We start from the raw sequence: 20,385 nt of genomic DNA on the forward strand, positions 1-20,385 counted from the left end.
CGCCTCGACGGCCAGCTCATGGTCGTCCTCGACGTCGATCGCGTCCTCGAGCTCGCGCCCGAGATGATGGCGGCCTGATACGGCGGCATCGCCGTCATCGGGCCTGCAACTGGAAGTGCCCCGGCAAAGGGGAGGAAGCAGAGGTTCACATGCGGACTTGTCTCGTCGTTGATGATTCCAGCGTCATCCGCAAGGTTGCGCGCCGGATCCTGGAGGGCCTCGACTTCCAGATCCTCGAAGCCGAAGACGGTGAGAAGGCGCTGGAGGCCTGCAAGCGCGGCTTGCCCGACGCGGTGCTGCTCGACTGGAACATGCCCGTGATGGATGGCTACGAGTTCCTCGGCCATCTCAGGCGCATGCCCGGCGGCGACCAGCCCAAGGTGGTGTTCTGCACCACCGAGAACGACGTCGCGCACATCGCGCGCGCGCTGCACGCCGGCGCCAACGAGTACATCATGAAGCCCTTCGACAAGGACATCGTGACGGCGAAATTCCAGGAAGTCGGCCTTATCTGAGCGATCGCCCGGAGGCTGAACGGATCCTTCGGCGCTGGTTTTCAACTGAACCGTTTCAGTCTGAGTTGGTGAGTAATGGGTACTGCGTTCGCAGGTAGTTCGACCATGGGTTCGTCGCGCGAAGCGGGGCCGCTGCGGGTGATGATCGTCGACGACTCCGTTGTCATCCGCGGTCTGATCTCGCGCTGGATCGGCGCCGAGCACGACATGGAGGTCGCGGCCTCGCTGCGCACCGGGCTCGAGGCGGTCAACCAGATCGAACGCATCAATCCCGATGTCGCCGTGCTCGACATCGAAATGCCCGAGCTCGACGGCCTCTCGGCGCTGCCGCAACTGCTGGCGAAGAAGCGCGATCTCGTCATCATCATGGCCTCGACGCTGACTCGCCGTAACGCGGAGATCAGCTTCAAGGCGCTGTCGCTTGGCGCGGCCGACTACATTCCGAAGCCGGAGTCGACGCGCGAGGCCTCCGCCGCGGACACCTTCCACCACGATTTGATCCAGAAGATCCGTCACCTCGGCGCGCGTCTGCGCAGGAAGCCCGCGGTTGCGAGCCCGCCGCTGGCGCCCGCGAGCCCGGCTCCGGCCGTACGTGCACCAGCCGTCGCGCGGTCCGCCGCGCTTGCGCCGGCCCCGCCGTCGTCGGGAGCGCTGGCGACGCGCCCGTTCTCGACCCAGACGCCGAAGGTGCTGCTGATCGGCTCCTCGACCGGCGGTCCCCAGGCGCTGATGGCACTCGTCACCGAGCTCGGCCCGGTGATCGACCGCGTCCCGGTGCTGATCACTCAGCACATGCCGCCGACCTTCACCACCATTCTTGCCGAGCATCTGGCGCGTTCGAGCCGCAAGCCGGCAGCCGAGGCGATCGACGGCGAGCCGGTGAAGCCGGGACGGATTTATCTGGCGCCCGGCGGCAAGCACATGCGCGTGGTGCGCAGCGGCGCCGACACCGTGATCGCGCTCGACGACGGCCCCGCCGTCAATTTCTGCAAGCCCGCGGTCGATCCGCTCTTCACCTCCGCCATCGACGTCTGGCACGGCGGCATCCTCTCCGTGATCCTGACGGGCATGGGCTCCGACGGCATGCGCGGCGGCAAGGACATCGTCGCTGCCGGTGGCAGTGTCATCGCGCAGGACGAAGCTTCCAGCGTGGTCTGGGGCATGCCGGGCGCGGCCGCCAATGCCGGCATCTGCGCGGCGATCCTGCCGCTCAACCAGATCGGCGCCAAGGTCAATCGCCTGTTCGCGGGAGACCGCTCGTGACGCCGGTCGACTACGAGTATCTGCGCAAGTTCCTGAAAGAGCGCTCCGGCCTCGACCTGTCCGCCGACAAGCAATATCTGGTCGAGAGCCGGCTGCTGCCGCTCGCCCGCAAGGCGAGCCTATCTGGCATTCCCGATCTCGTGCTGAAGATCACGAACGGCGACGGCCGGCTCGCGACCGACGTGGTCGAAGCGATGACCACCAACGAAACCTTCTTCTACCGCGACAAGATCCCGTTCGATCATCTGCGCAATACCATCCTGCCGGGGCTGATCCCGGCACGCGCGGCGCGCAAATCGCTGCGCATCTGGTCGGCGGCGTCGTCGACGGGGCAGGAGCCCTATTCGATCGCAATGTGCGTGAAGGAGATGGGAGCGGCCTTCGCCGGCTGGCGCATCGAGATTGTCGCCACCGACCTGTCGCAGGAGGTGCTGGAGAAATCCAAGGCCGGCGTCTACAGCCAGTTCGAGGTGCAGCGCGGCCTGCCGATCCAGCACCTGATGAAGTACTTCACGCAAGTCGGCGAAGTCTGGCAGCTCAATGCCGACATTCGCGCGATGGTGCAGTTCCGCCAGCTCAATCTGTTGCAGGACTTCTCCCATCTCGGCACGTTCGACGTGATCTTCTGCCGCAACGTGCTGATCTATTTCGACCAGGACACCAAGGCGGTGATCTTCGAGCGGATGGCGAAGGGATTGGAAGCCGACGGCACGCTGCTGCTTGGCGCGGCCGAATCCGTCGTCGGCATCACCGATGCGTTCCGCCCCATCACTGAGCGCCGCGGTCTCTACCAGCTCAACCCCACGCGCTCCGGCCGCCCCATGGGCGGGCTGATGCCGCAGCCGCTGAAGATCGCCGCGGCGCGGTGAGGTGCTTCTTCCCTCTCCCCTTGTGGGAGAGGGTGGCTTCGCAATAGCGAAGCCGGGTGAGGGGTTCTCTCCGCAAGCGAATCTCTCGCATTGAAGCGCGCGGATAGAACCCCTCATCCGGCGCTTCGCGCCACCTTCTCCCGCAAGGGGAGAAGGAAAGAAGTGCATCTCTCACAAAATCGCATGCGGCAGAAAGCGCGAGCGGTTGCCCGTGATCGGGCTCTCGTCCTCGCGGATCGACAGGCCGCACGGCTCGTGGTTCACCAGCCAGCTTCCAATCACCGGGTAGAAGCCCGAAAAATTCGGCAGCGGTGCTAGAGCCTGTCGCACGAATCCTTCGGCACCGTACGGACCCTCCTGCTCGTCGAGCGGCATGCCGCCCGACACGATCGTGACGTTGGCGCCTTCGCGCGACAGCAGCGGCTTACGCACATAGGACGTGCTGAGTTCAGCGGCGCGCGGATCGTCCTCGAAGAAGGCCGGCAGCAGATTGGGATGGTTCGGAAACATCTCCCACAGCAACGGCAGGATGCCCTTGTTGGAGAGCACGGCTTTCCACTGCGGCTCGATCCAGCGTGTCGGTGCGTCCTTGAGCTTTGCGCCGAAGGTGTCGTGGAACATCCACTCCCAGGGATAGAGCTTGAAGGCCAGCGCGATATCGCAATCGTCGAGATCGACGAAGCCGCCACCTTCATCGCGCCAGCCGACCTGTTCGATGTCGAGCAGCCTGGTCGAAAGCCCCGCCTGGCGTGCGGTGTCTTCGAGATAAGCGAGCGTGCCGGCGTCTTCCTCATTGCCGGTGATGCCGGTGAGATGGACTTGGCGGCCGGCGGCGATCTCTTTCCACGCCGCGATCAGCCGCTCATGGATCGAGTTGAATTGATCGGCGCGCGCCGGGATCATGCGGCGTTCGATCGCCTGTTCGAGCCAGGTCCATTGAAACACCGCAGCCTCGAAGATCGAGGTCGGCGTGTCCGCATTGTATTCGAGCAGTTTTGCCAGACCATTGCCGTCGAATTTCAGGTCGAGCCGGCCGTAGAGGCTGCGGTCGTTGCGCTTCCAGCTCTCGGCGATCAAGCTCCAGAATGCTTCCGGAATCTTCAAACGGCGCAAGTAGCGCTCGTCGCCGATGACGCGGCCGGCCAGCTCCAGGCACATGGCGTCGATCTCGCCGGTCGGCGTCTCGATGCCGCGCTCGATCTCCTCGAGCGTGAAGCCGTAATAGGCGCGCTCGTCCCAATAGCGTTCGCCGTCGATGGTGTGGAAGACGAAGCCGCATTGCGCTGCGGTCTCTCGCCAGTCGTCGCGCTCGAGACAAACGATACGTTGCATGTTATTTCCTGCGCATGATCTTGCCGGAAAACCGGTGGCCACTTTTCCGGATCATGCGCTAGCCGCCGCCCGAGAAGCCATGGCCGAACGAGCCGAAGCCGCCGCGGCTCACGCTGCTGTGGCCAGAATCGGAGGATGTTCCCGACGAGGAATGGCTCGAGGAATCGCTGCTGAAGAAACTCGATCGCGACGACCAGCGCGAGCTGCTCCCACTGGAGGAGCTGCTTCTGCTGCTGCACGCGGTGCTCACCTGTGCCGGCGTCTCCGTTCCGGAAACTGTCGCCCCGGGAGGAGGCGGCTCGCAGGTCTGCCGCGGCATCATCGTGTAGGCGGTTGTACCGACCGCGAGCGTGCCCATCACCAGCAGCGCAACATGGCCGGAGCGCTTCATCGGTGGCCGCGGAGGCGGTGGCTCGGTCACCGGCCGGCGCTTGCCGAACTCCTTTTTGGAGGATTTGTCGGCCATGTCAGTAGATCATGCAGGCGGCGTTCAGCAGGCCCGCGGCGAGCGAGGACAGACCGAGCCAGATCGACGGGGCAAGCTCGCCGGCAGAGATCCGCGCCGACAGGTTCGGCACCGGGACCTTCACGAGGAAGAACACGATGACCTGCACGACCAGCGCGATCGTCGCCCAGATCAGGCAGTCCAGCACGTTGGCCGAATGCGCGATGGCGCTGACCAGCGGCGCGACGAAACCGAGCAGGCTGAGGCCGAGCGCGATCGCCGCGGCCGGCTCATTGTCGCGGATCAGCTGAAATTCGTTATGCGCCGTGATGCGGGTGTAGACGAACAGATAGGCCACGATCGCGATCAGCCCGGTGCAGAAATAGACCAGGAAGGCGGGCAGGCCGGCGAGTGATTGCAGGATCATCGTTCCCCCATCGTGCAGCGACCATTCGTCGGCTGGCGGAGGGTAGCGGTTCAAACATTAAGCTTCGTATGAGGCGTCCCCAAAAAACAAAACCCCGCCATTTGCGGCGGGGGTCCAGGCTGGGAGGAGCGAGCCCCGAGGGGCTCGCGACGTAAACCCAGGATCAGGCGGGGATGCGCTCGTCGGCCTCATGCGGCTCGCGCAGCACGTAGCCGCGGCCCCACACGGTCTCGATGAAGTTGCGGCCCTCGGAAGCGTTGGCGAGCTTCTTGCGGAGCTTGCAGATGAAGACGTCGATGATCTTCAGCTCCGGCTCGTCCATGCCGCCATAGAGATGGTTGAGGAACATTTCCTTGGTGAGGGTCGTGCCTTTGCGCAAGCTGAGCAGCTCCAGCATCTGATATTCCTTGCCGGTCAGATGCACGCGCTGGCCGCCGACTTCCACCGTCTTGGTGTCGAGGTTGACGACGAGGTCGCCGGTCTGGATGACCGACTGGGCATGGCCCTTGGAGCGGCGCACGATCGCGTGGATGCGCGCCACCAGCTCGTCCTTGTGGAAGGGCTTGGTCATGTAGTCGTCGGCGCCGACGCCGAGACCTTTGACCTTGTCCTCGATGCCGGCGAGGCCGGAGAGGATCAGGATAGGTGTCTTGATCTTGGAGACCCGGAGCTGCTTGAGCACGTCGTAGCCGGACATGTCGGGCAGGTTGAGGTCGAGGAGAATAATGTCGTAATCGTATAGTTTACCGAGATCGACGCCTTCTTCCCCCAAATCGGTCGTGTAGACGTTGAAGCTTTCCGACTTCAACATCAGCTCGATCGACTGCGCGACGGCGCTGTCATCTTCAATCAGCAAAACGCGCATGCCAGTTCCCCATAGTCGCCGCTCCTGGGCGTCAGGTCGGCCGCATTCGCGGCACTCAACAAAACGCCTTTGAACAACTGATTCGGATCCTGACAACAGATGGTTAACAAACTCTGATTCTGGAACGCAAGTCCCCCCGGTGCAATTTTTGTCGAATCGCCCTAAGGTCTTGCGTACGAAGCAGCTTTCGTCACCCGATTCCGTTCAAGCTCCACTTTAAGAGACGGACCTAACCGACTCCCGCGACTCAGCCTTCTTCTGAAGGGAAGTCACGCTCAGTTTCAAAGACAGTGACGCAATGATTAATGATGCGGGTAAACACGAAGTTAAGCGCCGTTCAGAAATATGGCGAAACTTAAGAGTTTCACCGTGAAGTCCCGGATGACCTAGGCGCGCCCCTTAATGAAGGCTCACCGATGAAGGCTCTTGCCGAACAGATCGGCGACATCGACGGCATCAACATTTATGGCCGCGTGGTCGGCGTGCGCGGCCTGATGGTCGAGGTGGCCGGTCCCATTCACGCCATGTCGGTCGGCGCGCGGCTGGTGATCGAAACCGGCGCCAACCGCTCGATTCCCTGCGAGGTGATCGGCTTCTCCGGCAACAACGCCGTCGTGATGCCGTTCGCCGGTCTCGATGGCGTGCGCCGCGGCTGCAAGGCGGTCATCGCCAATGCCGCCAATCAAGTGCGACCGTCAGCGGCCTGGCTCGGCCGCGTCGTCAATGCGCTGGGCGAGCCGATCGACGGCAAGGGGCCGTTGCCGCAAGGTTCCTCGCCGATGCCGTTCCGCAATACGCCGCCGCCCGCGCATTCGCGCAAGCGCGTCGGCGCCCCGCTCGATCTCGGCGTGCGCGCGATGAACACCTTCCTCACCTGCTGTCGCGGCCAGCGCATGGGTATCTTCGCTGGCTCCGGCGTCGGCAAGTCGGTGCTGCTCTCGATGCTGGCGCGCAACGTCGATGCGGCGGTGAGCGTCATCGGGCTGATCGGCGAACGCGGCCGCGAGGTGCAGGAATTCTTGCAGGACGACCTCGGCGAGGAGGGCCTTGCCCGGTCCGTCGTGGTGGTCGCCACCTCGGACGAGCCGGCGCTGATGCGCCGCCAGGCCGCGTATCTGACGCTCGCGGTCGCCGAGTATTTTCGCGACGAGGACAAGGACGTGCTGTGCCTGATGGACTCGGTGACGCGCTTTGCCATGGCCCAGCGCGAGATCGGTTTGTCCGCTGGCGAGCCGCCGACCGCCAAGGGCTACACGCCGACCGTGTTCACGGAGCTGCCGAAGCTTTTGGAGCGCGCCGGACCGGGCCTGGGGGAGGGCGCCATCACGGCGATCTTCACGGTGCTGGTCGACGGCGACGACCATAACGAGCCGATTGCGGACGCCGTCCGCGGCATCCTCGACGGCCATATCGTGATGCAGCGCTCGATCGCCGAGCGCGGCCGCTACCCCGCCATCAACATCCTCAAATCCGTCTCCCGCACCATGCCGAAATCGGCCGATCCGCAATTCTGGCCGACCATCCAGCGGGCACGGCAGGTGATGGCGACCTATGCCGACATGGAGGAATTGATCCGGCTCGGCGCCTACCGGGCCGGCTCCAGCCCCGAGGTCGACGAGGCGATCCGCCTGCATGAGCCGCTGGAGGCCTTCCTGCGCCAGCGCAAGGATGAAAATGCATCACTCGCGGACGGCTATCGCCAGTTGGCGCAAATCCTCGGTGATTTGGAAACGGAACGCTAACTTTGTCAGTTCATCATCCGATCCCACAGAGTAGCAGAGCCGGTCTTGGCCGCAATCGGGCCTGTGGGCAGACCGGTGCCGTCCCACGTGCAGCGAGGGGACTTCTGGGGAGTACGAGTCGATGAAGTCACGTGATACCCTCATCCGCCTGAAGAAGTTTCAGGTCGACGAGAAGCGCCGCCGGGTCACCCAGATCGAGACCATGATCGCTGACTTCCAGCGGATGTCGGTCGATCTCGAGCGCGAGATCCAGACCGAGCAGGAGCGTGCCGGGATCAACGATCCCTCGCACTTCGCCTACCCGACCTATGCCAAGGCCGCGATCCAGCGCCGCGAGAACCTGACCCGCTCGGCCGACGAGCTCAAGGGCCAGCTCGATGAAGCCAAGACCGCGTTGGCCGAGGCCTTCGAGGAGCTGAAGAAGGTCGAGCTGCTGGACGAGCGCGACCAGGCCCGCGAACGGGCCGAAGAGAACGCCCGCGAGCAGGCCGACCTCGACAGCATCGGCCTGATGCGCGCCCGCATCGGCGCCGTCGCCTAACGGCGCCAGCAGCCAGATCGCCGAGAAATCTGCAAAACCCGGACCCGCAAGGTCCGGGTTTTCGTATGTGCTGTCCACAGTGTGGCGCCGCGCCGCTTGGTGGTCGGCTTTGTCGCGCGCTATGGTAGCGGGAATGAATGCTGTGCCAGCGACGGCGGTGCCCACCTCTCCCTTGGGAGAGGTCGGCGCGGAGCGCCGGGTGAGGGGTGACGGTCTCCCGTTAGTCCTGCGCCCCCTCACCCGATTTGCTGCGCAAATCGACCTCTCCCCGTCGGGGAGAGGTGAAGGGAAGCGACGGGCCGCGTTTCAGGGGGCTGAATGCTGACGCCGGCAGAGCTGGTCGGGCTGATTGAGGCGGTGGCGAAGGGCGATCAGGCCGCATTCGAGCGGCTCTACGTCGCCACGCGCGCGAAACTTTATGGCGTCGTGCTCCGTATCTTGCGCCGTCAGGATCTTTCAGAGGAGGTCATTCAAGAGACCTACGTCAAGATCTGGAACAACGCCGGCCAGTTCAATCCGGCCATGTCCTCGCCGATCACGTGGATGGCGTCGATCGCGCGCAACCGTGCGATCGACATCGTGCGCAAGAAATCGGAAGTCTCAATCGAGGAAGAGCCTCAGGCGATGGAGGTGGCAGCCGACAGTCCCGATCCGCTGGCGCGGAGGGAGATGACCGAGGAGTTGAAGCGGCTCCTGGAATGTATCGGCCGGCTCGAGCCGGATCGCCAGCGCCTCGTGCTTCTCGCCTATTACAACGGCTGGAGCCGCGAGCAATTGGCGGAGAAATTCGCCGCGCCCGTCAACACGGTGAAGACGTGGCTCCGGCGCAGCATGCTGGATATCCGCGAGTGCCTCGGACTTTAGAAGATGATGAGAGTGGCAGAATCCAGCGCGGCAACGACTGTCCACCTTTCCCCGTTGGGGAGAGGTCGGCGCGGAGCGCCGGGTGAGGGGCCGCAGATCTTCCGCGAGAGCGTAACCCCTCACCCGGACCGCATCTTGCGATGCGATCCGACCTCTCCCTTCGGGAGAGGTGAAGGACAGTGATGGCCTACACGGAGGACCATATCGCGCTCGCCGCGGAATATGCGCTCGGTACGCTCGACGCCGACGAGCGCGCGCAGGTCGAGACCATGATGGCGGTGGATGAGGCGTTCGCCGAAATCGTGCAGGCCTGGGCCCATCGGCTCGGCGTCCTCAACCAGATGGTCGGCTCGGTCGAACCGCGTCCGATCGTGTGGGAGAACATCAGGTCCGAGATCGCGCGCACTGTCCTTGCGCAGGAGCCGCCTGCGCTTGCCGAGGCTTCGCCGCCGCCACCTCCGCCCATACCGGAATTGCCCTCGCCGGAGACTGCGTCATCGGAATCCGCGACGAAGGGCGTGCAGTCGCCGGAGCCGCAGCAACCCGAAGCGGAGCAGCCGCAGCCGTCGCGTCCCGAGCCCGATGCCATCCCGGACATCGCGCCGCAGTTTATCCCGCAGGTCCATGCCCCGGATCTCAACGTCGTGCACGCGCCGCAAGCGCCGGTCGTCGACGATGGCAATGTGATCCGTCTCGAGGGGCGCGTGAAGCGCTGGCGCAACATCGCATCCGCCGTTGGCGCACTTGCGGCCGCGCTGCTCGTGACGCTGTCGCTTCAGATCTTCCTGCCTGATGCACTGCCGGGCGCCTTGCGTCCTGCGCCACGCATCCAGACGGTGGAAGTGAAGACACCGGCCGCCCCGCTCACCGCCTCCGCGCAATATGTTGCCCTGCTGCAGGGCCAGGGTGGCGGCCCCGCCTTCATCCTCACGGTCGACGGTGCGACGCGGAATTTCACGGTACGAAAGGTCGGGGCGACCCCGGAGCCCGGCAAGAGCTTCGAGCTTTGGCTGATCTCCGACAAGCTGCCGCGGCCGCGTTCGCTCGGCGTGATCGGTGCGAGCGATTTCACCGCACGTCCGCTGCTCGCTTCCTACGATTCCGACGTCGTCAACGGTGCGACCTACGCCGTCACGGTCGAGCAGGCCGGCGGTTCGCCCAACGGCCAGCCGACCTCGGCGCCGGTGTTTTCCGGCAAGCTGATCGAGACCGTGCCGCCAACGCAGCCGCCGGCGCCAGCGAAGAAGTAGGTGTCGTAGCCCGGATGGAGCGCAGCGCAATCCGGGTCCACCGTCCCGCATTCCGCTCTGCTCCATGCGGGCTACGAGCAAAAATTGTCGCCACGGTCCACCCCGCCGTCGCATTCCGACAAGTCCCGCCGAATCCGCCCCCGATTTGAACCTGCCTGCACTTGGCGGCGTCAAATCCCCGGAATTTGCAGTCGGCGCCGCCGATCATGGTGCCGGAGAGGGGCTAGAAATCAGATGGATGCAGCGAGAACGCCAGGCATCTTCGTTCACCAATATGCAGGCCTGCCGCAGGGTGCGGCGTTCGAGCATTGGCGCGAGCGGGCCTTCGGGCCCTGCGGCCTCGATATCGGCCCGAGCCAGGGCGAGAGCATCGACTGCCGGATCCAGGTCAGCGTCGTCGACAACATTGCGCTCGCCATTCCCGAAGGCGCTTCCGCACAATATTCACGCACGCAGAGCCACCTTGCCGACGGCAGCGACGATCTCGTGCTGATCGCGGGACACGCGGGCCTCGTCCGCGTCGGGCAGAACGGTCATACCGTCGAGCTCGCGCCGGCGCAGATGGTGCTCGTCGACATGAGCATCACTGGCACCGTCGGCCACACCGACGAGGAGCGCTTCACCACCATCCGCATGCCGCGCCGCGCGCTGCTCGACATCAATCCGCGCGCGGAGGACAAGCTGTCGCAGGTGCTGTCCGACGGCGCGGTCGCCGAGACCATCTTCCGCTACCATGCGCTCGCCGCCAATCAGGCGCCGCATCTCGATGCCGTCGGCCAGCGTCTGACCGCGCAACACATGGTCGATCTCGTCGGCCTCCTGCTCGGGACCGACGCCGAGCATGCCGGCCTTGCGCGCGGACGCGGGCATGCCGCGGCGCGTCTCGATCTCATGCGCGCCGACGTGATGGCCGCACTCGGCCGCAACGATCTCTGCCTGTCCGAGATCGCGACGCGCTCGGGCCTCAGCCCGCGCCAGGCGCAGCGCCTGTTCGAGCAAGCCGGCACGACCTTCACCGAATTCGTGCTGGAGCAGCGCCTGCTCCACGCCCGCAAGCTGCTCGGCGATCCCCGCGCCAGAGCGCGCAAGATCAGCGACATCGCGCACGCCTCGGGCTTCGCCGATCTGTCCTATTTCAATCGCGCCTTTCGCAAGCGTTTTAGCGCGACGCCGTCGGAGCTGCGCGAGGCGTAAGTCGCGATTTTGTGCAGCGGTGCGGCGCTGCCGTAGTTGGTCGATGCGGGCTGTTGAGCTATATCTACCTGCGCGGGCAGACCGCGGGATTGCTTTGGAAAGTAGTGTAGGCGGACATGGCGCGTATCGTCGTGCTCGGCGCCGGGTTTGCAGGCCTGTGGGCGGCCATCGGTGCTGCGCGCAAGCGCGACGAGATCGGCGCGAGCGGGCGGGACATCGAGATCCGCGTCATCGACCGCAATCCCTATCACAACATCCGCGTGCGCAATTACGAGGTCGACCTCGGCGAGGTTGCGCTACCGCTGCCCCAACTGCTCGATCCGATCGGCGTCAGCCATGGTCTCGGCGAGGTTGAAGCCATCGATCCGGCACATCGCGAAATCTCGCTGGTCACCAGCGGCGGCGAGGAGACGTTGCACTATGACCGCCTCGTGCTGGCGCTCGGCAGCGAGGTGATGCGTCCGGACATTCCAGGCCTTGCCGGCCACGCCTTCGACGTCGACACCTATTCCGCGGCGCTTCGCCTTGGGGATCATCTCGTCTCGCTCGGACGCAGCGCCCCGTCGCCGGGGCGTGCGACGGTTGTGGTGGTCGGCGCCGGCTTCACCGGCATCGAGGTCGCGGCCGAGATGCCGGCCAGGCTCGCGCGTGCGGGCATCAGCGGCAGCCGTCGCATCATTCTCGTCGATCCCAATCCGGCGGTCGGCGCCACCATTGGCGCGCACGCGCGCCCCGTGATCGAGACGGCATTGTCGTCGCTCGACGTCGAGACACGCCTCGGCGTGCGTGTGGTCTCCGTGGAGGCCGCCGGTATGCACCTGAACTCGGGCGAGTTCATTGCGACGCAGACGGTGATCTGGTGCGCAGGGATGCGTGCAAGCCCCTTAACGGCGAGCTTTCCGGACGCGCGCGATCGCCTCGGGCGCATTCTGGTTGATCCCTTCATGCGGGTTGCGGATGTCGGCGGCGTGTTCGCGGCCGGCGACGTTGCCTCGAGCGTGATCGACGGGCTGCATCCGACCGTGATGTCCTGTCAGTTCGCGCGGCCCATGGGCCGCTTCGCCGGCCACAACGTGGTGGCCGATCTCGCCGGCCTGCCGATGCTGCCGCTGCGGATCGACTGGTACGTGACCGTGCTCGATCTCGGCGGCTGGGGCGCGCTTTATACCGAAGGCTGGGACCGCGAGGTGCGCGCCACCGGCGCGGCGGCAAAGGCGACCAAGGAGACGATCAACCGCAGGCGTATCTATCCGCCGCTCACCGGCAGCACGGACGAGCTCTTCGCTGCCGCCGCGCCGACGGTACAGGCGCCGCCGCCGACTTATGGGGGGCGGTAGTGGCCAAAGATTCGGTGTCATCGCCCGCGAAAGCGGGCGATCCAGTATTCCAGAGACAATAGTGGGATACGGAGAAGCCGCGGCGTACTGGATTCCCCGCCTCCGCGGGGAATGACAGCGGAATTTGTGGGACTGCTGGCGCCACACCCGCTATGCAAACATGCCCCAGACGTGAGAAAGCGCCCGTGGGGGGCGGGCGCTTTCTGTAGTCGACTTGGGGTTGGGGTCGTCTACATATCCACGTGGCGACTTTGGGGGGCTGGTAAAGAGCCGCGTGAATTCACAAAACTCGTCAGATCTCCTTAGCGAACGAGAGACGCGTTCGAACTGGTGATAACGACCGGCTTGTCGGCCTTGATGACGCGGGCGGTCTGGGTCAGACCTTCATCCGAACCCGTGCGTGCCGTGATGCCGAGACCCGCCACCGCGATCCCTGCGACGAGGGCGACGACCACAATCTTCAAATGGGTCGCGCGATCAGCGCTGTAGATCGAGTGGTTCATGGAAGCCTCCTGCCGCCATCTACCCGAAGTAGTCGCCCGCCCTTTCAGGCCGGTTCATGCTTCCGGTGCCCAACAACCTAGTATTGGGAGGATTCGTTCCCAAGAGGCCATCACAAGGGCGTGAAAGGACGTGAAACGTCGCGATCAAAAACGTCCCTGGATCGTTCGATTATATAATTATTTCAAAGATGTAATGTGCCTGCGGGTTGCCTTTTCGATGCTTGGTCCACAACGCGCCAGGAACTCAAAAACCATTTGCCTGTGGCCGAAAAACACACGGCTTCTTAAGGCAAATCAGATGCTTCCGACCGTTTTCAACCTCGCCCTAGGGTGGATTTCGGCCTGCGACAGCACGGTGGTCTGGGCTCGGAACCGTTCCACCAGGGAACGCACGAACGGACGAATTGCGGCAGAGGTCACCAGCACCGGCGCCTCGCCTTCGCGGGCGGCACGCTCGAACGCCTCGCGCACGGCGGTCATGAACTCCGACAGTTTCGAAGGTTGCATGGCGAGGCTGCGCTCCTCGCCCTGGCCGATGATGGATTCGGCGAAGGCCTGCTCCCACCGCGCCGACAGCGCGATCAGCGGCAGATAGCCGTTGTAGGAGGTGTTCTGCGCGCAGATCTGCCGCGCCAGCCGGGCGCGGACATGCTCGACCATGGTCGCGGGATTGCGCGAGAAGGCGAGCGAGTCGGCGATGCCTTCGAGGATGGTCGAGAGGTCGCGGATCGAGATCCGCTCGGCGAGCAGGAGCTGCAGCACGCGCTGGATGCCGGAGACCGTGACCTGTCCCGGCACGATATCCTTGACCAGCTCGCTCTGCTCCTTCGGCAGCTCCTTGAGCAGCTTCTGCACCTCGCCATAGGAGAGCAGGTCCGACATGTTGGCCTTGAGCAGCTCGGTGAGATGGGTCGAGAGCACGGTCGCCGCGTCGACCACGGTGTAGCCCTTGAGCGAGGCCTCTTCCTTGAGGCTGGCGTCGACCCAGGTCGCGGGCAGGCCGAAGGTCGGCTCTGTGGTGTGGATGCCGGGCACCTGCACCTGGCTGCCGCCGGGGTCCATGACCATGAACTGGTTCGGCCAGATCTTGCCGGTGCCGGCGTCGACCTCCTTGATCTTGATGATGTAGGTGTTGGCCTCGAGCTGGACGTTGTCGAGGATGCGCACCGCCGGCATCACGAAGCCCATCTCGATCGCGAGCGAACGGCGCAGCGCCTTGATCTGCTCGGTGAGGCGGTCGGTGCCATCGGGGCCGTTGACCAGCGGCAGCAGAGCATAGCCGAGCTCGATCTTGAGGTCGTCGATCTTGAGCGCCGCCGAGATCGGCTCTTCGGCCGCAGCCGCGCCCGGCGCACCCGGCATGCCTGGAGCAGGCGCGGCCTTGGCGGCTTCCTCGGCCTTGACGGCAGTCTTCTTGTGGTTGCGGGCGTGCCAGGCCAGCGCGCCGGCGCCGGCGCCGAGCGCGAGGAAGGGGATGGTCGGAATGCCCGGCAGGGCCGCCAGCACCAGCATCACCGCCGAGGACATGGCCAGGGCCTGCGGATAGCCGGAGAACTGCTTCATCAGCGCCTTGTCGGCGGCGCCGGAGACGCCGGCCTTGGAGACGAGCAGGCCGGCCGCGGTCGAGACGATCAGCGCTGGCACCTGGGTGACGAGGCCGTCACCGACGGTCAGGAGCGTGTAGCTGCGGCCGGCGTCGGCAAAGGACATGCCCTGCTGCGCCACGCCGATGATCATGCCGCCGACGACATTGATGAAGACGATCAGCAGGCCGGCGATGGCATCGCCGCGGACGAACTTGGAGGCACCGTCCATGGCGCCGAAGAAGCCGCTCTCGTCCTCCAACTCCTTGCGCCGCTCCTTGGCGACCTTCTCGTCGATCAGACCGGCGGAGAGATCGGCATCGATCGCCATCTGCTTGCCGGGCATGGCGTCGAGGTGGAAGCGGGCGGCAACTTCAGCGATACGGCCCGAACCCTTGGTGATGACGACGAAGTTGACGATGATCAGGATGGCGAAGACGATGATACCGATGACGAAATTGCCGCCCATCACGAAGCTGCCGAAGGCTTCGATAACGTGACCGGCGGCAGCCGTGCCCTCGTGCCCGTGCGACAGGATCAGCCGGGTCGAGGCCATGTTGAGCGACAGGCGCAGCATGGTCGAGATCAGGAGGATGGTCGGGAAGGCGGAGAATTCCAGTGGCGCCTGAATGAACAGCGACGTCATCAGGATCAGGATCGAGAGCGTGATCGAGATCGCCAGGAACAGATCCAGCACGATCGCGGGCAGGGGAAGGATCAGCACCACCAGGATGGTGAGGATGCCGAGCGCCAGCGCGATGTCGCCGCGCTTGAGGATGGTGACGATCTCGTTGAGGGAGGGAATCGAGGGCCTTGCTGCGCCTACGCCCTGTCCTGCGGTGACGTCGACCATGGTAGCTGCCTCCCCGCGCGACTGCCGTCCGCGCGCCCCAAACGTCTGCGCGGCGGCCGAAGGGCCGCCGCTCCGAAAGTGAGGCACCGCACTGGCGTCCACGGGGGGATCTCCCGTTCTACCCGGCTGACGACACTCGACTTCACCCGGCAATTTTTGCCCGGTGTATGGTTAGCAAAGGGTTAACGGGGTGGGGCAGGAGCGCGGGGCGGGTGTTTCGGGCCACCAAGGGTTGTCATTCCGAGGCGCCCGAAGGGCGAACCCGGAATCCATCGTGCTGCAGGTGTTGTGGGGAAATGGATTCCGGGCTCGCGCCAAGAGGCGCGCCCCGGAATGACGGCTGAAGAGCGGTCGCCTACTTCGCCTTCTCCATCTTCGTCACCGTGTACCCCGAAGCGGCCTCCTCGGCCTCGAAGGTCACCTTGTCGCCGACCTTCACCTGCTTCAGCATCGCGGTGTCCTTGACGCGGTAGACCATGGTCATGGGTTCTTCCATGCCGAGGCTCTTCGCAGGTCCGTGCTTGAGCGTGATCTTGCCGGCGCCCTCGTCGATCTTCTTGACCTCGCCGCTGATCGAGGCCGCCCCGGCTGCCAGAGCTCCAGTGGCAACGCCTAACGTCAGCGCCAGCGCAGCAGTGATACGGATGATGCGGTTCATGGGGGTCTCCATTGCTTACTTCACGGTGACGTGGCCGACCATGCCGTAGTCGCGGTGGTCGGGAATCAGGCACGAAAATTCGAACGTGCCGGCCTTGGTGAATTTCCAGACGATCTCGGCCGTCTTGTTCGGGGCAAGCCGCACTCCGTTCGGATCGTCATGCTCCATGTGCGGATGCTTCTTCATCACCTCGGCATGCGCGAGATTCTCCTTGGGTGTGGCGAGTAGAAACTCGTGGTCCTCCTTGCCGACATTGCGCAGCACGAAGCGGATCTGCTCGCCGCGCTTCACGTTGATGTTCGACGGCTCGTACGACATCTCGCTCAGCGCGATCTCGATGGTGCGCGCCGGCTTTTTGGGATCGCCGGGCTCGCCCGCTGAAAAGGACGTATGGCCGTGATTTTCGTGCGCACCGGCGGACGAGATCGAGAGCGTTGCCAGCGCGAGGACGAATGTGACGGTCTTCTTCATTGTAGTCTCCAGTTGGTGGTTCATCGAAACGCTCACATCTTCATGTTTTTCATCGGCGGGCTGCCCGGTTTTTGCCGTGCCGGCTCTGTGGCCGGTGCCGTGACTTCGTAGGCGACGGTGCCTTGCGGGAACTTGTAAGGTCCGGGATCGCGGTAATCGTCGCGCGCGAGGTCCTCGCGGATCTTCATCACGGTGAACATGCCGCCCATCTCGATCGGCCCGAACTGGCCGGTGCCGGTCATCATCGGCAGCGTGTTGTCGGGCGCGGGCATCTCCATGTTGCCCATCGCCATGCCGGTCGAGCCCATCGCCATGCTGTCGGGCGCGAGCTTGCCGACGGCCTTGGCGAGGTCCTTGCGCGACACCCCGATCAGATTGCGCACCTCGTGCCCCATCGCATTCATGGTGTGGTGCGACTTGTGGCAGTGGAACGCCCAGTCACCGGGATTGTCGGCGAGCACGTCGAACACGCGCACCGCGCCGACCGGCACGTCGGTCGTTGTCTCCGGATATTGCGCGCTCTCCGGAATCCAGCCACCGTCGGTGCAGGTCACCGCAAAGCTGTGGCCGTGCAGATGGATCGGATGGTTGGTCATGCTGAGATTGCCGATGCGCACGCGCACCTTGTCGCCGAGCCGCACCGGCAGCGGATCGATGCCGGGAAACACCCGCGCGTTCCAGGTCCACATATTGAAGTCGGTCATCTCATTGACCAGGGGGAGATAGGTGCCGGGATCGACGCGATAGGTGCTCATCACGAAGACGAAGTCGCGGTCGACGGGCCGGAAGTTTTGATCGCGCGGATGCACGACGACCATGCCCATCATGCCCATCGCCATCTGCACCATCTCGTCGGAGTGCGGGTGGTACATGAAGGTCCCGCTCTTCTTCATCTCGAATTCGTAGACGAAGGTTATTCCTGGCTGGATGTGCGGCTGCGTCAGCCCGCCGACGCCGTCCATGCCGCTCGGAATGATCATGCCGTGCCAGTGCACGGTGGTGTATTCGGGCAGTCTGTTCGTTACGAAGATGCGGACCTTGTCGCCCTCCACCGCCTCGATGGTCGGGCCCGGCGACTGGCCGTTGTAACCCCACAGATTCACCTTCATGCCTTCGGCGAACTCCCGCACCACGGGCTCGGCGACGAGATGGAATTCCTTCCAGTCGCCGTTCATGCGGAACGGCAGCGACCAGCCGTTCAGCGTGACCACGGGCCGGTAGTCCGGACCGCTGCTCGGATGCAGCGGCGGCTGCATCACCACCTTGTCCATGTGCGGGGCCTCTGGAATCGATGCGGCCTGGACGCGGCCGCTGATGGCTGAGGCGCTGGCAAGCGCGGCTGTGCCTAAAAATCCTCGGCGGGAAAACATGTCGGCCTCCATGTCAGTGGCCGCCATCGGCAGGCGCTGCCGCGGCGATGGTGGTTGGATTGTCGCTGCCGGCCGCAGGCGAGCCGCCGCCATTGACGACGGTCTGCAAGTCGGACTGCGCGAGGAAGAAGCGCTGCTTGGCATCGATGGCGCCGCGCAGCGACGCCAGGCGCTGCCGTGCCTCGGTCAGTAGCGCGAAGATATCGACCTGCATGCTGGAGAAGCGCAGCTGCATCTCCTCCGTGATGATCTTTCGCAAAGGGATGATCTCGCGCTGGTAGTGGCTGGCGATGTCGTAAGTGGAGCGATAGATGCGATAAGCGTCGCGTGCCTCCGAACGGACGTTGACGGCGCGCTCGGTCAGGCGGTTGAAGGCGAAATTGTAGGTCTCCGCCGCTTGGCGCACGCGCACCTCGCCGCCGTCGAAGATCGGGATCTGGAACTGGACGTCGAAGCCGCGCTCGCGGAACGGCGCACCTTCCGGATCCTGCGTGCGGCGGGAGATGCCGGCGAGATCGAGCAGGGTGACGAAGCGCGTCGCCTCGGTGAGGTGCAGCGATTTCGCCAGCGCCGTCAGCTCCAGCCGCGCGATCTGAAGGTCAATGCGATGGGCCACCGCATCGGCCTCGATCGAAGGCAACGTGTGCGGCCGGCGCGGCAGCGGCGGCAACGCGTTCGGCAGACGGAAGTCGAGGCCGCCGTCCCACAGCCCCAGCAGGCGTGCGAGCCTCTCGCGTGCGCTCGCTGCCGTCTGCCGTGCGGTGGCGAGGTCGGCGGTGGTCTCGGCGTAAAACACCTGCTCGCGCGCCTGGTCGAGCTTGTTGAGCGAGCCGGTCTCGCCGAGCTTGACCGCGAGCTGCGCGGTCGATTCCGCCGTCGCCTTCGCGTCCGTCAGCAGCACCACCATCTCGTTGCCGGCAACGGCGCGCCAATAAGCGCGGCGGACGTCGGCGGCGAGCCGCAATGTTGCCAGTGCCGCGCGCAATTGGGCCTGGCGAAAACGATCGCGGGCGATGTCGGAGCGGAACGGCAGGGTGGCGAGCGCGAGGATGTCACCCACCACCTGGCGCTCGATCTCGCTGGCGCCATTGCCTGAGATCCGCGAGATCGAGAACACAGGATTGGGCGGCAGGCTCTGTTCGACCAGATCGGTCTCGGCGAGTGCCAGCTCGTTATAGGCCGCCTGCAGCCCCTTGTTGTTGAGCAGCGCGATCTGCACGGCCGTGTCTGCGGTCAATGTCCGCGACAGCAGCTGGCGCACGCGCCCGTCAACTGCGCCCTCTCCCTCAGTCGTTCGCACGAAGGCGACGTCCTTGTTGATGCTCTGGCTCGTCAGCTCCGAGACTGTGGTCATGCCGCTGTCGGGCGAGAACGCGGCGCAGCCAGACAGATTGAGCGCGGCGAGAAGGAGCAGGCTTCGCGCGAAATGATGTGCCATGGCGCGCTCCTACCGGTCTTGCTTCGGCTGCGGCGCGACATTCTCGTTGCGCTCGCGCCATGGTGCCGGCGTCGCCGGCCGCAGGCTGCTGTAGGGCGCGATCGTCGAACGATAGATGGTCGGCGTCACCTTGGCCGCGGGATCGGCAGGATCCGCGGCAGCGATGTGTGTCGTTGCCGGCATGCAGCCGGCCAACGCCAGCGCAATCACGGTCAGCAGCGACCAACTAAATAGAAAGTATCGTCCACACGCCGCGGATGCGGCGGCGGACTTCGCCCCGGAAAGCGTCAACATGATTCATCCCTGATCTGTCCGTAGAGACCACAGGTTCGCGCGCGCAGACGCGCGCTCGGCCTGACGTCGTCGCGTCAGATCAGGCGATGGGAGGGCGGTAGTGCAGGGGCGGCGTCGCGCTGTGCAGGCTGGCCACGATCTCGGGCGCGCAGGCGGAGATGGGCTGAAGCGGCTTGGCGACGCTGGGCAGATCGGCCGGCAGCGCGCTCACGCACATCATCCCGCAGCACGGTCCGGCCGTGCCCTTGCCGTCATGATGATGCGGAGCGGGCGCGTCCTGCGCAGCGGTCTGGTGATGCGCATGCGCTCCCGCGTGGTCATGCGAGGGAGCGCCATGCTGATGGCTTGCATGCATCTGGTGGTGCGCCGGCGCGAGATCGGCGAGCGGGGCCTCGTCCGCAAGACACGGTGCCGGACCGCTGCCCCAGGCAAGCGCTGCTGCCGGCGCGAGCACGCAAAACAGATAGGCGAGGACAACGAGGCGCCCCACCCTGATCCGCATCGATCGTGTCAATCGCAACAGCATTCCGCCGACATGTTCCCCGCGCGGCAATGTTGCACACGCTGATTG

The 20,385-nt window shown here is 64.9% G+C and carries 21 protein-coding genes and 1 pseudogene; 10 read left to right on the top strand and 12 right to left on the bottom strand.

Going from position 1 to position 20,385, the window contains the following annotated elements; translation table 11 throughout:
- From AAE027_RS10880 to AAE027_RS10895, 4 genes and pseudogenes are all read left to right on the top strand, one after another.
- A pseudogene (locus AAE027_RS10880) lies at positions 1-78 on the top strand (chemotaxis protein CheW); the annotation flags it as partial.
- A gap of 71 nt (positions 79-149) precedes the next feature.
- Positions 150-515 carry a response regulator gene (locus AAE027_RS10885; protein ID WP_007600538.1) on the top strand — a complete coding sequence of 122 codons (366 nt, stop codon included), beginning with the start codon at positions 150-152 and terminating at the stop codon, positions 513-515.
- Positions 516-590: 75 nt separating this feature from the next.
- Complete coding sequence (locus tag AAE027_RS10890; RefSeq protein WP_370988023.1) at positions 591-1,778, top strand: protein-glutamate methylesterase/protein-glutamine glutaminase; 1,188 nt, start codon at positions 591-593, stop codon at positions 1,776-1,778.
- Positions 1,775-2,647 carry a CheR family methyltransferase gene (locus AAE027_RS10895; protein ID WP_370988024.1) on the top strand — a complete coding sequence of 291 codons (873 nt, stop codon included), beginning with the start codon at positions 1,775-1,777 and terminating at the stop codon, positions 2,645-2,647. Before AAE027_RS10890 ends, AAE027_RS10895 begins: the two co-directional genes overlap by 4 nt.
- 171 nt (positions 2,648-2,818) lie before the next feature.
- On the opposite strand, the gene AAE027_RS10900 is transcribed toward AAE027_RS10895, so the two are convergent.
- The 4 genes from AAE027_RS10900 to ctrA all read right to left on the bottom strand — a co-directional run bounded on the left by AAE027_RS10900 (position 2,819) and on the right by ctrA (position 5,716).
- Positions 2,819-3,979 carry a glutathionylspermidine synthase family protein gene (locus AAE027_RS10900; RefSeq protein ID WP_370988025.1) on the bottom strand — a complete coding sequence of 387 codons (1,161 nt, stop codon included), beginning with the start codon at positions 3,977-3,979 and terminating at the stop codon, positions 2,819-2,821.
- 58 nt (positions 3,980-4,037) lie between these two features.
- Positions 4,038-4,445, bottom strand: coding sequence for a hypothetical protein (locus AAE027_RS10905; RefSeq protein ID WP_370988026.1), 408 nt, complete (start codon positions 4,443-4,445; stop codon positions 4,038-4,040).
- 1 nt (position 4,446) lies between these two features.
- Complete coding sequence (locus AAE027_RS10910; protein WP_130217761.1) at positions 4,447-4,851, bottom strand: DUF350 domain-containing protein; 405 nt, start codon at positions 4,849-4,851, stop codon at positions 4,447-4,449.
- A 163-nt stretch (positions 4,852-5,014) separates the two neighbouring features.
- The gene (gene ctrA, locus AAE027_RS10915) at positions 5,015-5,716 is read right to left on the bottom strand and encodes a response regulator transcription factor CtrA (RefSeq protein ID WP_016848562.1); all 702 of its coding nucleotides are present in this window, start codon (positions 5,714-5,716) and stop codon (positions 5,015-5,017) included.
- A 416-nt stretch (positions 5,717-6,132) separates the two neighbouring features.
- Here ctrA and fliI point away from each other — a divergent pair, with 416 nt between their 5' ends.
- The 6 genes from fliI (at position 6,133) to AAE027_RS10945 (ending at position 12,644) form a co-directional block, all read left to right on the top strand.
- Positions 6,133-7,458 (top strand): flagellar protein export ATPase FliI, encoded by a 1,326-nt coding sequence (gene fliI, locus AAE027_RS10920; protein ID WP_091883920.1) that lies wholly within the window; start codon positions 6,133-6,135, stop codon positions 7,456-7,458.
- Positions 7,459-7,579: 121 nt separating this feature from the next.
- Positions 7,580-7,999, top strand: coding sequence for a flagellar export protein FliJ (gene fliJ / locus AAE027_RS10925; protein WP_370988027.1), 420 nt, complete (start codon positions 7,580-7,582; stop codon positions 7,997-7,999).
- 318 nt (positions 8,000-8,317) lie between these two features.
- Positions 8,318-8,863: a sigma-70 family RNA polymerase sigma factor gene (locus AAE027_RS10930; protein ID WP_370988028.1), complete on the top strand. Its 546-nt coding sequence runs from the start codon at positions 8,318-8,320 to the stop codon at positions 8,861-8,863.
- Positions 8,864-9,045: 182 nt separating this feature from the next.
- Entirely contained in the window at positions 9,046-10,113 is a 1,068-nt protein-coding gene (locus tag AAE027_RS10935; RefSeq protein ID WP_370988247.1) for an anti-sigma factor domain-containing protein, read from the top strand.
- Positions 10,114-10,347: 234 nt separating this feature from the next.
- On the top strand, positions 10,348-11,307 hold the full coding sequence (locus AAE027_RS10940; RefSeq protein ID WP_370988029.1) for a helix-turn-helix transcriptional regulator: 960 nt from the start codon (positions 10,348-10,350) through the stop codon (positions 11,305-11,307).
- A gap of 116 nt (positions 11,308-11,423) precedes the next feature.
- Positions 11,424-12,644: an NAD(P)/FAD-dependent oxidoreductase gene (locus tag AAE027_RS10945; protein ID WP_370988030.1), complete on the top strand. Its 1,221-nt coding sequence runs from the start codon at positions 11,424-11,426 to the stop codon at positions 12,642-12,644.
- Between the two features lie 302 nt (positions 12,645-12,946).
- Here AAE027_RS10945 and AAE027_RS10950 read toward each other — a convergent pair whose 3' ends face one another.
- The 8 genes from AAE027_RS10950 to AAE027_RS10985 all read right to left on the bottom strand — a co-directional run bounded on the left by AAE027_RS10950 (position 12,947) and on the right by AAE027_RS10985 (position 20,340).
- Positions 12,947-13,147: a hypothetical protein gene (locus AAE027_RS10950; protein WP_128935890.1), complete on the bottom strand. Its 201-nt coding sequence runs from the start codon at positions 13,145-13,147 to the stop codon at positions 12,947-12,949.
- 294 nt (positions 13,148-13,441) lie between these two features.
- Positions 13,442-15,583: a flagellar biosynthesis protein FlhA gene (flhA, locus tag AAE027_RS10955; protein ID WP_176945463.1), complete on the bottom strand. Its 2,142-nt coding sequence runs from the start codon at positions 15,581-15,583 to the stop codon at positions 13,442-13,444.
- A gap of 355 nt (positions 15,584-15,938) precedes the next feature.
- Positions 15,939-16,241 (bottom strand): copper-binding protein, encoded by a 303-nt coding sequence (locus AAE027_RS10960; protein ID WP_128935888.1) that lies wholly within the window; start codon positions 16,239-16,241, stop codon positions 15,939-15,941.
- Between the two features lie 15 nt (positions 16,242-16,256).
- Positions 16,257-16,712 carry a cupredoxin domain-containing protein gene (locus AAE027_RS10965; RefSeq protein ID WP_370988031.1) on the bottom strand — a complete coding sequence of 152 codons (456 nt, stop codon included), beginning with the start codon at positions 16,710-16,712 and terminating at the stop codon, positions 16,257-16,259.
- 32 nt (positions 16,713-16,744) lie between these two features.
- Positions 16,745-18,082, bottom strand: a complete 1,338-nt coding sequence (locus AAE027_RS10970) for a copper oxidase (RefSeq protein WP_370988032.1) — start codon at positions 18,080-18,082, stop codon at positions 16,745-16,747.
- Between the two features lie 13 nt (positions 18,083-18,095).
- Positions 18,096-19,520 carry a TolC family protein gene (locus AAE027_RS10975; protein WP_370988033.1) on the bottom strand — a complete coding sequence of 475 codons (1,425 nt, stop codon included), beginning with the start codon at positions 19,518-19,520 and terminating at the stop codon, positions 18,096-18,098.
- Positions 19,521-19,529: 9 nt separating this feature from the next.
- Positions 19,530-19,814 (bottom strand): hypothetical protein, encoded by a 285-nt coding sequence (locus AAE027_RS10980; RefSeq protein WP_370988034.1) that lies wholly within the window; start codon positions 19,812-19,814, stop codon positions 19,530-19,532.
- 79 nt (positions 19,815-19,893) lie between these two features.
- Positions 19,894-20,340: a hypothetical protein gene (locus AAE027_RS10985; protein ID WP_370988035.1), complete on the bottom strand. Its 447-nt coding sequence runs from the start codon at positions 20,338-20,340 to the stop codon at positions 19,894-19,896.
- Between the last annotated feature and the right edge of the window lie 45 nt (positions 20,341-20,385).

Source organism: Bradyrhizobium sp. DN3, from assembly GCF_041357655.1.
Taxonomy (GTDB): domain Bacteria; phylum Pseudomonadota; class Alphaproteobacteria; order Rhizobiales; family Xanthobacteraceae; genus Bradyrhizobium.

Bases quoted from the DNA above. Each gene is read 5' to 3' on its own strand.
- AAE027_RS10885 (WP_007600538.1), top strand. From the start codon at position 150: ATGCGGACTTGTCTCGTCGTTGATGATTCCAGCGTCATCCGCAAGGTT.
- AAE027_RS10890 (WP_370988023.1), top strand. From the start codon at position 591: ATGGGTACTGCGTTCGCAGGTAGTTCGACCATGGGTTCGTCGCGCGAA.
- AAE027_RS10900 (WP_370988025.1), bottom strand. From the start codon at position 3,979: ATGCAACGTATCGTTTGTCTCGAGCGCGACGACTGGCGAGAGACCGCA.
- AAE027_RS10905 (WP_370988026.1), bottom strand. From the start codon at position 4,445: ATGGCCGACAAATCCTCCAAAAAGGAGTTCGGCAAGCGCCGGCCGGTG.
- AAE027_RS10910 (WP_130217761.1), bottom strand. From the start codon at position 4,851: ATGATCCTGCAATCACTCGCCGGCCTGCCCGCCTTCCTGGTCTATTTC.
- ctrA (WP_016848562.1), bottom strand. From the start codon at position 5,716: ATGCGCGTTTTGCTGATTGAAGATGACAGCGCCGTCGCGCAGTCGATC.
- fliI (WP_091883920.1), top strand. From the start codon at position 6,133: ATGAAGGCTCTTGCCGAACAGATCGGCGACATCGACGGCATCAACATT.
- fliJ (WP_370988027.1), top strand. From the start codon at position 7,580: ATGAAGTCACGTGATACCCTCATCCGCCTGAAGAAGTTTCAGGTCGAC.
- AAE027_RS10930 (WP_370988028.1), top strand. From the start codon at position 8,318: ATGCTGACGCCGGCAGAGCTGGTCGGGCTGATTGAGGCGGTGGCGAAG.
- AAE027_RS10935 (WP_370988247.1), top strand. From the start codon at position 9,046: ATGGCCTACACGGAGGACCATATCGCGCTCGCCGCGGAATATGCGCTC.
- AAE027_RS10940 (WP_370988029.1), top strand. From the start codon at position 10,348: ATGGATGCAGCGAGAACGCCAGGCATCTTCGTTCACCAATATGCAGGC.
- AAE027_RS10945 (WP_370988030.1), top strand. From the start codon at position 11,424: ATGGCGCGTATCGTCGTGCTCGGCGCCGGGTTTGCAGGCCTGTGGGCG.
- AAE027_RS10950 (WP_128935890.1), bottom strand. From the start codon at position 13,147: ATGAACCACTCGATCTACAGCGCTGATCGCGCGACCCATTTGAAGATT.
- flhA (WP_176945463.1), bottom strand. From the start codon at position 15,583: ATGGTCGACGTCACCGCAGGACAGGGCGTAGGCGCAGCAAGGCCCTCG.
- AAE027_RS10960 (WP_128935888.1), bottom strand. From the start codon at position 16,241: ATGAACCGCATCATCCGTATCACTGCTGCGCTGGCGCTGACGTTAGGC.
- AAE027_RS10965 (WP_370988031.1), bottom strand. From the start codon at position 16,712: ATGAAGAAGACCGTCACATTCGTCCTCGCGCTGGCAACGCTCTCGATC.
- AAE027_RS10970 (WP_370988032.1), bottom strand. From the start codon at position 18,082: ATGTTTTCCCGCCGAGGATTTTTAGGCACAGCCGCGCTTGCCAGCGCC.
- AAE027_RS10975 (WP_370988033.1), bottom strand. From the start codon at position 19,520: ATGGCACATCATTTCGCGCGAAGCCTGCTCCTTCTCGCCGCGCTCAAT.
- AAE027_RS10980 (WP_370988034.1), bottom strand. From the start codon at position 19,814: ATGTTGACGCTTTCCGGGGCGAAGTCCGCCGCCGCATCCGCGGCGTGT.
- AAE027_RS10985 (WP_370988035.1), bottom strand. From the start codon at position 20,340: ATGCTGTTGCGATTGACACGATCGATGCGGATCAGGGTGGGGCGCCTC.